At 34.5% G+C, this 15,677-nt stretch carries 11 protein-coding genes; 1 reads left to right on the forward strand and 10 read right to left on the reverse strand.

Annotated elements, in window-relative coordinates:
- From QZU83_RS01705 to QZU83_RS01725, 5 genes are all read right to left on the reverse strand, one after another.
- Nucleotides 1-7,339, reverse strand: a 7,339-nt coding sequence (locus tag QZU83_RS01705) for a Cna B-type domain-containing protein (RefSeq protein ID WP_295609230.1), incomplete at its 3' end; no start/stop codon positions are given.
- 508 nt (nt 7,340-7,847) lie between these two features.
- Complete coding sequence (locus QZU83_RS01710) at nt 7,848-8,360, reverse strand: bifunctional 2-polyprenyl-6-hydroxyphenol methylase/3-demethylubiquinol 3-O-methyltransferase UbiG (RefSeq protein ID WP_295609231.1); 513 nt, start codon at nt 8,358-8,360, stop codon at nt 7,848-7,850.
- Nucleotides 8,353-9,201 (reverse strand): pantoate kinase, encoded by an 849-nt coding sequence (locus tag QZU83_RS01715; RefSeq protein ID WP_295609232.1) that lies wholly within the window; start codon nt 9,199-9,201, stop codon nt 8,353-8,355. Before QZU83_RS01715 ends, QZU83_RS01710 begins: the two co-directional genes overlap by 8 nt.
- A gap of 81 nt (nt 9,202-9,282) precedes the next feature.
- The gene (locus QZU83_RS01720; protein WP_295609233.1) at nt 9,283-9,789 is read right to left on the reverse strand and encodes a flavodoxin; all 507 of its coding nucleotides are present in this window, start codon (nt 9,787-9,789) and stop codon (nt 9,283-9,285) included.
- 97 nt (nt 9,790-9,886) lie between these two features.
- Entirely contained in the window at nt 9,887-11,110 is a 1,224-nt protein-coding gene (locus QZU83_RS01725; protein ID WP_295609234.1) for an FprA family A-type flavoprotein, read from the reverse strand.
- A gap of 87 nt (nt 11,111-11,197) precedes the next feature.
- Between QZU83_RS01725 and QZU83_RS01730 the strand changes: the two genes are divergently transcribed.
- Nucleotides 11,198-11,863: a histidinol phosphate phosphatase domain-containing protein gene (locus QZU83_RS01730; RefSeq protein WP_295609235.1), complete on the forward strand. Its 666-nt coding sequence runs from the start codon at nt 11,198-11,200 to the stop codon at nt 11,861-11,863.
- A 269-nt stretch (nt 11,864-12,132) separates the two neighbouring features.
- On the opposite strand, the gene QZU83_RS01735 is transcribed toward QZU83_RS01730, so the two are convergent.
- From QZU83_RS01735 to QZU83_RS01755, 5 genes are all read right to left on the reverse strand, one after another.
- Nucleotides 12,133-12,825 carry a hypothetical protein gene (locus QZU83_RS01735; RefSeq protein WP_295609236.1) on the reverse strand — a complete coding sequence of 231 codons (693 nt, stop codon included), beginning with the start codon at nt 12,823-12,825 and terminating at the stop codon, nt 12,133-12,135.
- Between the two features lie 4 nt (nt 12,826-12,829).
- Nucleotides 12,830-13,348, reverse strand: coding sequence for a hypothetical protein (locus QZU83_RS01740; RefSeq protein ID WP_295609237.1), 519 nt, complete (start codon nt 13,346-13,348; stop codon nt 12,830-12,832).
- Between the two features lie 138 nt (nt 13,349-13,486).
- Nucleotides 13,487-14,155: a 2,5-diamino-6-(ribosylamino)-4(3H)-pyrimidinone 5'-phosphate reductase gene (locus tag QZU83_RS01745; protein WP_295609238.1), complete on the reverse strand. Its 669-nt coding sequence runs from the start codon at nt 14,153-14,155 to the stop codon at nt 13,487-13,489.
- A gap of 4 nt (nt 14,156-14,159) precedes the next feature.
- Complete coding sequence (locus tag QZU83_RS01750) at nt 14,160-15,176, reverse strand: glycosyltransferase 4 family protein (protein WP_295609239.1); 1,017 nt, start codon at nt 15,174-15,176, stop codon at nt 14,160-14,162.
- Nucleotides 15,177-15,212: 36 nt separating this feature from the next.
- On the reverse strand, nt 15,213-15,677 hold the full coding sequence (locus QZU83_RS01755) for a hypothetical protein (protein WP_295609240.1): 465 nt from the start codon (nt 15,675-15,677) through the stop codon (nt 15,213-15,215).

Raw genomic sequence — 15,677 nt, forward strand, 5'->3', positions numbered from 1 at the left:
AATCAACAATACTCTCATATCTCAATTCTTTAGTGTTGAAGATCTCAGTAACTTTAACATCAGTTAAATTACAATCACCAGTATTAGTAACAACAATCAAGAACCTGACAGTATTATTAACAAATACACCATTATCAAGAGTTACTTTAACAACAGACATATTAGGTTTATAAACTGTAGTAGTATTATTACCAGTTTTGTTATCAGTCTGATTAGATGAAGCATTAACTTGGTTTAATAAAGTACCGTTCACTAAAGCAGTAAATACAATAGTGAAGTTAGCACTCTCACCAACAGTCAAATTACCATCATAATCGAAAACAAAGTCGCCGGATTTAGACCATCTACCAGTAGAATCAACAATACTTTCATATCTCAATTCAGCAGCATCAAAGTCTTCAGTAACTTTAACATCAGTTAAATTACATTTACCAGTGTTAGTAACAACAATCACAAATCTAACAGTATTATTAACAAATACGCCATTATCAAGAGTAATCTTTTCAACAGTCATGTTTGGATTTTGAGGAATGTAATTGTTGGTAATTGTGTAATTAGAAAGACTGCTATTAGTTACAGTAGAAGTGTAATTATCAACTGTCAACTCTTGAATAGAGTAAACAATTTCTTTACCATTAGCATAAACTGGTAAATCAGTGAAACTAGCATTCCAAACATTACCAGTACCGCTTAAAGTAACATTAGCATAATAAACACCATCAGCATATAACACAAAGGTTACGTTTTGAGGCCTATTACCATAATAATTATTATAGTCATTCCAAACTTTAGTAACATTCACACTTGTGAAATTAACCACACGAGTGTTAGTAATAGTGTAATTAGCAAGACTGCTATTGGTTACACTGGAAGTATAATTAGCAACAGGTAACTCATCAACAGTATAAACAATCGCTGTACCATTACTGTACATAGTTGGTAAATCAGTGAAATTACCAGTCCAAACATTACCAGTACCGTTTAAATAAATTCGGGCATATTCATTACCGTCAGCATATAACACAAAGGTCACATTCTGAGGCCTGAAACCATCATGGTCATCACTGTCATTCCAAACTTTAGTAACGTTGATTGTTATTTTATTGTAGACAGTTACATTAGCACTGGAATTAGTCTCGTTAGTAATATTGGACTTGGCTGTTACATTATTTATTAAAGTACCATTGGTTAATGTTCTAAACCAAATTGTAAATGTTGCATTTTCACCAATGCCCAAAACATTTTGATAAGTGAAAACATCACCTGACTTATTCCACAACGCATTATCTGTGTGGTCAAGGTATTCCAACTCGGAACTGTTATAAATCTCGTTTACGGTCACATTTCCTAAGACACGATTTCCTGTGTTGATTACAGTAATATTGAATGCAACAATATCATCAATATACAAAATTGCTGTACCGTTTAATGAATCTTTATCAACAGTCATATTAGGACCATAACTGTCAACGACAACAATAATTGTTTCATTGCTGATTTCTGTATAATAGGTTGTTTCATTATACCATGCTTTGATAAGATATACTCCAACGCCCAAATCAGAAAGGTCAATTGAGATACTTCCATCAATGTCAGTTATCGCAGAGCCGTTTCTAATTAGTTCGCCGGTTTCATTATTGTATATCTCATAATATATAACCTGATTATCTTCGAGATCATCAATGTATATGTTGGTTCCGTTGAAATTAGAATATCCTAAAACAGGAGTTAAATCTTCATTAGGTGTTCTTCTATCTTCCACTACTCCATTATGATAGAATGGGAATGTGATATTTCTTATTGTTATAGCGCTTTCAGCATTAAGGTTATGTATTGCATTAGCAATATTGTCTCCTCCTATATGGCTGAATTTAACAATTTTTTCATCTCCCACTTGATATACAGTACCATTTTCCGGAGCTGCAAGAAGATAATAGGAATGAGCTTGGTTATCATACAATTTTGAGTCATGTATGCTTAAACCTACTGTATCGCCCACATAAATTGCTGAACCGTTAGTTGCAGTGTTATTGTAGAAATCCGCCTGAACATCTACATTATGTGAACCGGTTATTAGGAAACCTCCTCCTATACCGTCACCATCGGCGATATCACCTAATGCATGATTGCTGATGAATGTTGAATTTTCAACTGTTACCTCATAACCATTTCTAACTTCTGCAAAACCGCCTTTTAGGGCAGTATTGTTATATCCATAGATTTGGTCTAATTTCAAGGTTACATCAAGACCGCCTATTCCACCACCGCTTAATTTAGCATGGTTGGATGAAATATTGTTGTTTGTGAAATATGTAATCTCTTCACCCCAACCTTCTACATAAGCTGCTCCACCAGTTGTATGGGCTTCATTGAATGTGATATTGTTGTTGGTGAAATTTGAATTTTCTCCAAATACACTGATTCCACCACCAAAGTTAGCAGTGTTATCTGATATATTGTTGTCTGAAAATGTACAGTTATTTCCAGCAGCATAAATTCCACCACCGAAACCTGATGCTTCATTAGATGATATAGTGTTATTTATGAAACTACATTCATCACCATCGACTGAAATTGCACCACCTGCACCTGCAGTTACATTGTTGTCTGTAAAAATGGAATTTTTAACAGTAACATTGTTTCCGTGAACTTGTGTTGAACCACCGAAATCTTTAGCTGTGTTGTTTTTTGATGTGATATTATCAAAAAAGGTAGAGTTTCCTAAGACGTATACAGCACCACCTTCGGATTTAGCCTGGTTATTTGAAAGGCTTACGTTAATAAAATCACAATTGTTTCCGTAAACGGCTAATCCTCCACCATTTACCTCAGCTGTGTTATTGTCCATGACACAATTTCTAACTGTATTGTCATCACCTTCAATACAAGAGGAACCACCAAATCTAGCTGTGTTATTTACAGAAGTTACATTATCAAATACATTATTGTTTCCTATAACATAAACTGCCCCACCTTGTTCAGTAGCGTTACAGTTGGATATGGTAAGATTTTCAAAAGTACAATTGTCACCACCAACGTTCAAACCGCCACCTCTCAAATCGGCTGTGTTATTGTCCAGGTTACAATTTGTAACTGTAACATTATTTCCTCTGATAAATGTGGAACCTCCACGGTAAGCGGAGTTGTTGTTTGAGTGAACATTATCGACCAAGATATTGTCACCAACAATATCAAATCCACCACCTAAACCGGAAGTCTCGTTTCTGGTTTCGTTGAAGATAGCTCTATTGTTGTTCAACTCACCGTTGAGTACTTTAACATTTGTACCATTAATGAATGCAGATCCTCCACGTTCGGCGGTGTTGTTATCTGCAGTGATACCATTTATTGTAGTACTGTTGGATAAAATGTATAGACCACCACCCATGGTACCTGCCTTGTTGTTGGATACACTAATATTGTTTACTGTACAGTTGTAACCTGCAATGTTTAGACCACCACCACGGAGTGTTGCATTGTTTCCGTCTAATACACAATCCTTAATGGATGTATTGTTTCCACGAATAAAGCTTGATCCACCACGGTAAGCGGAGTTATTAGTTGATGTAACATTGATGAAAGTACAGCCGTTTCCGACTACATCCAATGCTCCACCTAAACCAGTACCATCAGTACCGTTGTATATAGCTTTGTTACCGTTGAATGTGGAGTTTTCAACTATTGTGTTGTCACCGAGGATATATGATGAACCTCCGCGTTGAGCAGTGTTGTTAACAGAATGAATATCATAGAAATGGATTCCATCACTTTTTACGTAAACTGCACCACCATCACGGTCTGCATAGTTGTTTGAAACGTCAATATCATAGATTTGACAGTTTTCACCGGCGATGTCCAATCCACCACCTCTACCACTAGTGTTGGATCCGTTGAAAAGAGCTCTGTTGTTATCCAATGTACAGTTATGTACAAGAATATTGTTTCCTTCAATGAATGTGGAACCTCCTCTAGAAGCAGTGTTGTTGATAGAATGAACATCCTCAAATGTTGCGCCATTACCTTTAACGTAAACAGCACCACCGTCGGCACCTGCAACGTTATTGGACACATCAACATCATAGACATGACAATTGTCACCTGCAATGTTCAATCCGCCACCACGCAAAGTAGCATTGTTATTATCAAAGGTAGAATTATGAACAACAATATTCTCTCCTATGATAAATGTTGAACCACCAAGCGCAGCTGTGTTATTAACAGAATAAATGTCATATATTTCAAGGTCATTGGTTCTGATGTAGATAGCACCACCTTCACCGTCAGCATGGTTATCAGACACAGTTAAGTTGTAAACATTACAATTTTCACCAGCAAGGTCAATTCCACCACCTCTACCACTGAAACCAGTAGCAGAAGAATTGAAAGCACTATTGCCAATTAAAGTACAATTGTGAACATTGGCATTATTACCTTCTACAAATGTGGAACCTCCACGATTAGCTGTGTTGTTAAATGAATACACATCAGTGAATGATGCATCATTACCGACGACGTAAATAGCACCACCATCAGTACCTGCACGGTTATTAGACACATCAACGTTAGTTACATTACAATTGACACCTGCAACATTTAATCCTCCACCACGCAAAGTAGCATTGTTATTATCAAAGGTACAATTATTTACTAAGGTATTGTTACCACGAACGAATGCGGCACCACCAAGGCTAGCATTGTTATAATTTGCAGTCACATTAACGAGTCTACAGTTGTCACCGAGGATATCCAATGCTCCACCGATACCGGAACCTTCATTACCATTATAAATAGCACTGTTGTTATTGAATGTGGAATTCAGTATAACTGCATTGTTACCTCTAATAAATGAGGAACCACCACGAACAGCAGTGTTGTTATTTGAGGTAATGTTGTTGAAATATGCACCTTCTGTAATCAGATAAATAGCACCACCGTCGGTACCTGCTTTATTGTTTGATATGTCAGAATTTATGAATTCTGTAGGTGAAGATGTAGCGTTGATGAAAAATCCACCACCTTCAGAAATAGCGGTGTTGTTTTCAAAGCTACTGTTGAGAACTGAAACAGTTTCAATAATAAATAAGTCAACTGCTCCACCTCTGTCTGCAGTGTTATTGTAACATTCACAGTCTACAATGTCTACATGATCAATATGATACATGTGAAGAGCACCACCTTGAGCCCTTTCGTCAGCACGGTCTCCTTTAGCGGTGTTTCCGATGAATGTTGTGTTTACGTAACTTAATGATGGCCTTGGAGTTACAATATCGTCGATTGTAACGTCAATACCACCACCGTTACCGTTGAAAGCAGTGTTGTTAATTAATTCTGAATCATATGTGTTGAATCTACCTCTTAAAGCTCCACCATAAGAACCAGTATTATTTATGAAAGAAGAATTATAAACGTTTACTTCCTGTACACATGACCAGATACCTCCTCCACCGTTTGGAACGGATCTTCCAGGCCCATGACCATCTTCGAAGGTACTTAATGCTGTGTTATTAATGAAAGTGGAATTGTAGAAATTCCAGCCAGCAGCATCATTGTTTACTCTTACAGCACCACCACCGATATTAGCGGTGTTGTTGATAAAAGTACAATTATTGATTGCTCCATTAGTACCTCCTACTATATCAATGGCACCACCATAATCGGTATTGTTACCATTGATGAATGTGATGCCTTGGAGAGTTACACCATCAACATTAGTTATTGTGAATATTCCTGATTTTCCTTCAGCATTTAATACGGTACCGTCAACACCAATGATTGAAATTGGTTTATTAATTACCATTTCATCACTAAGATCATTGATATAAGTGACTCCTGATAGATAAATAAGGTCTCCAGGAGCTGCCGCATTAATGGCATTTTGAATATCGCTGAATCTATTTCCGGTAACTATATTATATAAAGGACCTTCTTTCACAAGGGATTCATCATCTGGACAATATGCCTTATAAGTATATTCGCCAAATGGGATATTGCTGTAATCATATTCTATTTGACCGTTCTCATCTGTCGGTTTTGTAACAGTATCAATTAAAGTACTGCCAGAATTAATTTCCACAGTAACATCCATGTCATTTAAAGTATATGTTGTTCCTTCTGTAATGTCAACAGAAACTCTTTTATGACCATCCCAATAACTTAAATTATTTAAATCGGCACCACCGACTATTGCATTTCCAAAATCTCCACTTAAAGTGAATATTAAAGAATCATCTCCTCTGGAAACATCCATATTTGATGTTCCTTCAAAGCAGGAGTCTGAAACCTGCAAACCTTCACCGTCACTGTAAATGCCAGTACCTTGATTAGCAGTGTTGCCTATGGAAGTAAGATTGTCGATTACAGTATCATAACAATCAGAGCCAATAGATATTCCACCACCAAAATTAGCTCTATTATCACGGATATTACAATTGGAAATATTTGCATAGTCATGCATTACCTGTATGGCACCAGCATATTGTGAAGCAGAATTTTCTACAAAATTACAATTATCAATCTTAATATTTGCAGCATCAATGTCAATGGCTCCAGCAGAACCTTCAGCCCGATTATTATTAAAATTACAATTAGTAATCTTTGAATCAGAACCATCTACATAAATTGCTCCACCAGTTCCACCCCATCTCGCAAAATTGTTTGTAAAATTACAATTGTCAATCTTGGTATTTGAACCTTCTTGAGTAATATATACTGCACCACCATATGCATATTGGCAGCTATCAAATACACAATTTGATATTGTACAATCAGATGCATCAACATTAACTGCAGAACCATACTCAAAACCTCCTTGACCGGGTACAGACCCACCTAAAGAATTAACAAATATGATATTTGTCAAAGTGATTCCGGATGCTTCAAGTTTAAAAACTTTACAACCATTATCTGCATTAATCCCGGCAGTTAAAGTTGAAAAGCTACCAGGGTTTGAACTTGTCCCACCACTAATAGTAATGTCCTGAACAGTAACCCTTATCAGGCAATTTTGATTCCACTGCTCCCAGGTGCCTCTATTGTAATCGCCACCTAAATAAACAGTATCTCCTGGGTTCAAATTATTACCCGTAGGGTCATCAAAAAAGTTCTTAATATCCTGGAAGGTATTTCCTGAGAGATTATGCACAGTTGCAGTTAAAATCTCATTATCTTTACTAATTTGTAGGTTATCCATCGCAGATTCACTCGACAGTAAACCCGACATTTCATCACTCGTTTGCGTTAATGTCATATTATTCATTGCCGAATCTTGCGATGCACTAACTACTCCCATTAAAGATACGAACAAGAATAATATCAAAATAAATAGAATTGGTTTTTTCATTCTGATATTATCTCCTCCATTATGAATACAATTTTTTACTTACCCGTATAATAAATCAAATTTATCATACCAATTTAATCACAATATATGATTAAATCATAAAAGAATGTCTAAGAATCATTTTAATTAATGAACAAAGCTAATTAAAACAAAAAATAGAAACTCCTTTACGAAGTATATATTAGAATATGAAAGTATATAAATGTTATAATTAAATTACAAAATGGACTCTAAATATCAAATAAACATCATACAATAAATTTTACAATATTTTTTCAGAAATACAAAAAAAACAAAAAATATAGTAAATGAGATTATTAACCTACATAAAAACATTAAAAAAATATGAAAATTTGGGAATGACAGATAATAATTTAGATTGAGATTTTTTAAAGTTAATATGAAAAATCTAAATTTATATTTAATTGATATAATTTACAATTAATAAATTTGAAAATTGATTTTACTCTGTAAAATTGCTTCGTCTAATCATACAATTTTAAACAATCTATTTTTTGAGTGTCGGAGTCCACAAGTCAAATTCTTTAATTTGAGGTGGAATGCCTGAATCATGATAACTTTCAAGATATCCTTCATTTGACACATAATCTTCCCCACTGCCTTCAGCAGAGTTGAAAAATTCCAAAAGGCCTCGGTTTCTGATTGCAGCATGCTTCGGCTTAAATGTCGAAGACCAGATGTAGAAAACTTTAAATACCGTATCCGGATGATATCCTCCACCTAAATCAATAGCCAGCACATCACATTTTTGAATTTTAGAAAAAACTTCTCCAAGAACATCATGAAGTCGAACATCGCCTTTTATAAATTCAACATCAAGTTTTGACATTTCCTCTACTGATTCCGGGGAGTTGTCAACAGCAATCACCCTGCATCTGTCTGAAAACAGTCTGGTTGTTCCACCGACATGACAACCCAATTCAATTATAGTATCCCCATCACCAACCAGGTTCCGAAGATCTTTTCTATAATTTTTAACATCATAACTAAGTTTAATCATGAACTATCCCTGTATTGTTGAGTTTATCTATATGCAAGTTTTCAATGTTCAGCTTTTTGAATGCATCTTCATCATATGCAAATGCAAATACCGTATTTCCCAACATTGCCATGGAACTACCTAAAATATCACTGGAAGATTTAAAATAATCAATTAGATTTTTCACTTCATCTGACATCAGGTTTATCTCATGTGAAAATTTTGAAGAAAATTCCAGAAAATTCTCCAATGTCGGATTATCCTCAAAAAGTTCCAGATATTTGTCGCCGGAATTTGAAATAACTTCCGTATAATGAGAGTCTGAAATAATATCGGATGTTTCAATCCCCCCAAAGGTTTTCCAGCCAATAAACACATCCTCATCAAATGATTTTATCTCACCGATTCCAGGAGCTCCCGGTTTTGTCCTTAAAACCATTCCATGACCTGTTTGTGCTATTACATCACCCAATCCAGCACCCAGATTGACTTCAGCCATATGTGCAATCTGGCCGCATAACTCATCGGAATAACCCAAATTTAAAAACTCGTTTAAAGCCATCGTTAAGCTTAAAGCAGATGCTGCAGATGTTCCAAATCCTGCACCGATTGGAAGTTGAATATCTTGTGTGATTTTAAAATCTGTATTTTTTAACTCTAAAATAGACAAGACTTCATCAATTACTGTTGAACCTCCCTGATTAACATCTATAATCAGATTATCTGAAGGGGAGACAGTTGTCTTCACACCTTTTGTGAGTAAAAAACCTACACCACATGACCCATTTTTTAGTTTGATTTCATGGTTTTCAATTGTAAAAAAACCTGTAATGTGGCCGGGTACAAATACTGAATTAGTCATGTAAATAAATTTGTTATCTATTTTAATTATAATTAACTAAAAAAAGAAAATGAGAAAAATTGAAAAAAAGTGAAATAAAAACTATTCATCAATCCATGCTTTTACAGTGTCTTTTACATCATATACATTTGCGCCCGGAATAGAAAGGCCGTTTTTAATTTCAGCGCCTTCACATAATTTTGCCAAATCCCTTTGTGATGAGCCGAAACCTGATCCCTCATGAGTTACAAATGGCTTTACGACTTTTCCTGTAAAATCAAGCTGTTCCAGTTGGGTAAACATTGGCATCGGCAAGGTTCCCCACCAGTTTGGAAAACCTATATAAATTGTATCGTATTCATCAATACTGGCTAATGTTTCTTTGATTTCAGGTCTTGCATCGGCTTGCTGTTCCTTTTTGGCAACATCAATGCATTTCATGTAATCTGCAGGATATTCCTCAGCCGGTTCGACTTTAAATAAAGCAGCCCCGTCCAATTCCTGAATGTATTCTGCAATCACTTCAGTGTTTCCCTTTTCAATATTTTTAAGTTCACCGCCGAAGTAGTTTTCACCGCTTCTTGAAAAATAAATAACTAAACTTGCCATAAAAATCCCTCATTACTATATTAATAAGTTATCCATATAAAAATGTTGCTAATTACAACAATTACTTTTTTAATAAAAAAAATGAATAGTTTAAAAACTATTCTTTAATTGAACGTGCTAATTCTGCACCTTTTTCAAATGCTTCAGCTAAAACATCCTCATCAGGTACAAACAATACATCCAAAGTGTCAGTTACAGTAAAACCTGCTTCTTCAAGGTCTCTTTGGAGTTTTGCAATAGCTCCTCCACCCCATCCTTTGGATGAAAAGATTAATGCGTTTTTCTCACTGCCTGTTCCTTTAAAGTTGACACAGTCAAGCCAGTACATCATGTTACCTATTCTTGGGAACGGCTTGTTCATCATTGTTGGAGCACCCAGAGCAATAGCTTTAGAGTCCAAAATGTCTGTAATTACATCATCAGGACCGTCTTCCTGCATGAAGTACATTTCAACTTCAACACCTTCACTCATTATACCTTCAGCAATTTGGTATGCAAGCTTTTCGGTTGAGTGGTGCATAGTGTCATAAATAACAGTGATTTTATCTTTACAAACTCCAGATCCCCATTCAGTGTATTTCTCTACGATTGGAGCTGGGTTTTTCCAGATTTGACCGTGACATGGAGCAATCATTTTGATTTCATTAATTAAACCTGTTTCGGTCAGTTCATTTAATTTCATTCTAAGCATTGGAGAACCGAGAGTGACTAAATTAGCATAGTATTTTTGTGCTTCCTTAAGCAAGTAGTCAACGGAATAGTCCTCATCGAATCTTTTGGAGTGACATACGTGCTGTCCGAACGCATCGTTTGAGAATAAGATTCCTTCTTCAGCCAGGAAAGTGAACATGCTGTCAGGCCAGTGAAGCATTGGTGCTGAGATGAATTTTAAGGTTCTGCCACCAATATCGATTTCATCGCCGGTAGCTACGGCATTGATTTCCAAATCTGAGAAGTTGTGGTATTGATCTTCCAAGAATTTGATACAGTTGGCGGATGCGTATATTTCTGCATCAGGATTATATTTATCAATAGTATCTCTCAAGTAAGTTGAATGATCCATTTCAGAGTGGTTTTGTACGAAAACATCGATTTTAACATCTTTTCCTTCTTGTGCAAATGCATCTTCAATTCTTGCATCCAATTGATTTTGCAATCCTGTGTAAGTATTGTCAATCAATACAGTTTTTTCTTCACCAAATACTAAATATGCATTGTATGTGGTTCCTGGAATTCCATATCCGTGGAAAGTTCTGCTGTTCCAGTGGATAACACCTACCCAGTAAACACCATCAGCTATTTTTACTGCTTTTGCTTTCATTTTTATACCTCAAAAATATTTAAGTTATATAAGTTTATATTAAATGTACTATATATAATATTATATTTATAGACAGAGGTTATTATTTTGAATAAAAGAATAGATTTACATATGCACAGTTTATTCAGTGACGGAGAATTACTGCCTTCCGAACTTGCAAGAAGAGCTTTAAAATTAAACCATGAAGCAATAGCTATTACAGACCATGTTGACTGGTCAAATGTCGATACAATCCCTGCCATTCAGGATGCTATTGACGACATCAATTCCAAATGGGACATTACCGTTGTTTTGGGTGCTGAAGTTACCCACGCTCCATGTGAATCAATCGACGGAATCGCTGCAAGGGCAAAAGATCTGGGAGCCAAAATCGTTGTTGTTCATGGTGAAACCTTAAACGAACCGGTGACTCCAGGAACTAATCGTGCAGCAGTTGAATCCGAAAATATTGACATATTAGGCCATCCGGGTTTGATAACCGTTGAGGAAGCAGAAATCGCAAAGGATAATGATATCTATTTAGAGATTTCCGCCCGCCAGGGACATTGCCTTGGAAACGGCCATGTTGCAAACGTTGCACGTGAAGTTGGAAACAAATTGCTGGTCAATACAGATACACATTCACCCGACAATATAATCACATTTGAAAAATCCTACGAAATTGCTTTAGGTGCAGGACTGACTCATGACGAAGCGATGAAAGCCATTGTTGACAATCCTCGTGAATTACTGAAATCAAAAGGAATTTTATAAAGACACTTTCAAAAAAAATAAAGAAAATATCCAATCTGCATATTATGATATATATGACACAGTTATTTTAGATGATTTTGTAACAAAAGGGAATATTATTGAAATATTGAATCCATATATTGTATGCAATTTTGAAAAATATCTTCAGGTGACAGTGAAATTTCATGAATTTGAAAAGTAATGGAATTTCCACATCAAAAGTTATGTGAAATTCTCCACGATAAAAAATCATTTACATGTTATGTTTGAAACCAGTTTTAGAAAATTTTTTAATTGTTCTGTTTGAATTCCAACAAATTAATACAATCACTAATACACAAATACTCCATCAAAATGTTAATCGCTTTTAGGAAATCTTGATCTGCACTAACAAACTTAAGATTTAATTCAGGTTTATTTTTGCAGAACTCATTAGCATCAAATAGAATATTTTCATCAGAACCATGCAATAGATAATCCCTAAGCTTTTCTTTTTCAATCATATCCATAATATCTTTATCTTTAATGGTATGATTTGGCACAATTTTCAAATAATTAAATGTCTTCTGTTTATTTTTATTCTGAACTGATTGGAAATCATTTTGAAATAATGAAAATTTATTTTTCACATCAAAGGCATCATGATATTCATTAAAACCTAGTTTTTCCCAAATTATTCTTAATGCCTGCCGCATATCTTCAATATCAAATTTGCTTTTAGGTTTAACCCTATTAAGAAATCTGTAAACATCATTAAAATAAATGAAATTATTGTCTGAAAAATTTTCAAATAATCTACATAACATCAATAGAAAATAATCATATTCTTGACAGTTCTCATTAAACACATTTTCAACTTCTTTTATAACATTATCCGAACAAAAATAATTTTCTGAAGAAATGAAATTATTAGATATTATATTTAATGAATCCCATGAAAAAATATGACTCACAATAACATTTGAATCAAGAAAATAATTCATAGTTTCACCTAAAGATTTCTGTTACTTCCCCGACCAACTCATCATATTCATGTGAGCAAATATAAATATTTGAATAAAAAAACTCCTTTTTTTCAAAATAAAATTTCTTAAATAACTCAAATTCATTCGTATAATCATTTAAAGTAGAATTTCTTAAATGAGTTATTTTAATTTTAATCAAATTACAAAATAATACACTTAAATCATGGACAAAAGAAGAATACAAAATATAATATTTAATATTTCTTAGAATATAATTTATCATATTTCGTATTGACAAATAGAAATAAAATTCTTCTTGAAATAATTCTAATCCTTCAAGAGTTTCTGCAATATCATCACTTAATTTGATAATTAGATTTAATTTATTAATAAATTCATTATCATTAGAATAACTTGTAACTAAATCATCCAAAGAAGTTTCATTTAGTCTAATTGAAGAAAATTTATCATAAATACTATCTAAGAGACTTTTTAAATCATTTACAATACTATTTAAATCAATAATGTTTTTATCATTCATATCCACATACATTTTTATCACATAAACAATGGTTTTTAAGTTATTAAGTTATATAATCTCCATTATTTAAGTATTTTTTGGAAAAAATGACTTCAATTTTACATACTCAGACAACTTTTTGTCTAAATTAAAAAATAACTATTTTAGAACTTTATATTTTAAAATTAAGTCCTTACCCAAAGTATAAGAATCAGTCAACTCCAATCTGACAGCTTCTTCCATGGTGTCAAATCCTTCACCATCAAAGAAAGTCTTTGCATTAGCTCCTCCAACAACCATCGGAGCAACACAAATGCTTATCTCATCAATAAGTCCTGCTTTAATCATGGAAAAGTTTAGGGTAGCTCCCCCTTCAAGCATCAGCTTTTCAATTCCTTCCTCATGAAGATAGCTCATAAGAGATGTCAAATCAACCCGTTTATCACCGCTCCAGAAAAACTTTACACCGCGCTTTTTGAATGTTTCATATTTATCAGAAGCCATAAACTCATCTTTATACTCATTGGCGCATGCAATTATTGTTTTTGCATCAGAATTGGTTATTCTGGCATCCATCGGGGTGTTGCATTTGCTGTCAACAACCACACGGACAGGATTATCTTCGGGATTTGCGTCAATTTTGTGGACTGTCAGCCTTGGATCATCGGCAAGTACAGTTCCTATTCCAACCATTATCGCATCACAGTCCTTTCTGATTTCATGAACCCTTTTCAAGTCCTCTTCACCAGAAATGTTTGAACTACCTGTTGCAGTTGCGATTTTGCCGTCCAATGTCATTGCAGCATTCAATATTACATATGGCCTCATATTATCATCCTATATGATAGAACATTTCCTTAATTTGTAGGAAATTCACTAATGTCTGATTTTCAAGCATTCCAGGCATAATCAATGCTACAATAATTCCCAAAATTCCAAATACAATTCCAATTCCCCAGATTATCTTAACTGCATCTTTTTCAGCAATCGGTTTTCTTAAAATTAATCTGATTAATGATTTGAATCCGACCTCAGGCCTTACCAATTTTCCTTCATCGTTAATCTGTGTCGGTTTTTGTTGGGAACGGTTCATTACTCCTGCTGAATAGAATTTTAAAGCTGCATCAATAATGTTCGGCATCATTACAATAAGTGCAATCAGTTTTACCCTTCCAATAAATGCAATACATACGATAGCTGCACCAATAATCAATGTACCGGTGTCTCCCGGAAAGATTTGAGCCGGATATCTGTTAAAGTATAAAAACGCAGCCAATGCTCCAAGCATACTCATGGATATGATTGTTACATCATATTTTCCTAAAATAATACATGCAATAGTCAGTGATGTCATTGAAATAACACCCAAACCTGATTCGATACCGTTTAGACCTGCCAGCATGTTGGTCAGGTTAGCTCCGATTGACAGTGCTATCGGAATTGTAATCAGATACAATATACCCACGTTTGGAGGTGCCGCCCACATCAACGGAAGGCCAGCAATAAACAGCAGGAAGAATTTGGATTTTGATGAAAGCGCAAGCAGGTCATCCAGAATACCAATCATTCCAACAAGAAGTATTACAACCAGAACAATGAGCAGTGGAAACGCCAGGATTTCATGCATATAAATTCCTGAAAACATTCCAAGCACAAATCCGAATATAATACCGAATCCGCCCATTTCAGCTACAACAGGCTTCCAGGATTTGTGAATGTCCTTTCCTACAATATCTGCTTCTTCAAGCTTTTTAATAATTTTAGGCATAAATAATCTGGTCATTGAAAAAGAAAGTAAACCACAGATTATAGCTATTACATATAAAGGAAGTTGTGGTAAAATCATCATATTTAATTATATTTCATTCATTATTAAAAAAAGTAATTATTTTTTATTTAAAATATAATAAACAGTTCTTAAAGGAATATCTAATTTGTTTGAAATTTCTTTTGCAGATAAACCTTCACTTTTAAGGTTTTTAATTTCGGCGTGATTGTATTTTCTTTTTCTGTTATCAAAATTAGCTTCACCTTTTCTTAAAAGGTAATATACTCTATTTAAAGTGATGTTTAATTTTTCAGAGATTTCCTTTGGTTTTAATCCTTCATCTGACAGTTTTAAAACTTCAAATTCGGCACCGTTGGTTTGTGATTTGGCTCCCCAGTTATATTTTTTGACCACTTCAATATCAAGCTGTGAGAGTGCGTCAATATATGTCTTTGAGGTTCTTTCATAAACGCTTGGAGAACAGGTAATCTCACACAGGTTGGGATACTTCTCTATCAGCTCCACAATCATTGAAGAGGACAGTGCTTTTGTAATATGAATCGTAGTTACATCTTCATCCAT

It is taken from the genome of uncultured Methanobrevibacter sp., assembly GCF_902771435.1.
GTDB lineage: Archaea > Methanobacteriota > Methanobacteria > Methanobacteriales > Methanobacteriaceae > Methanocatella.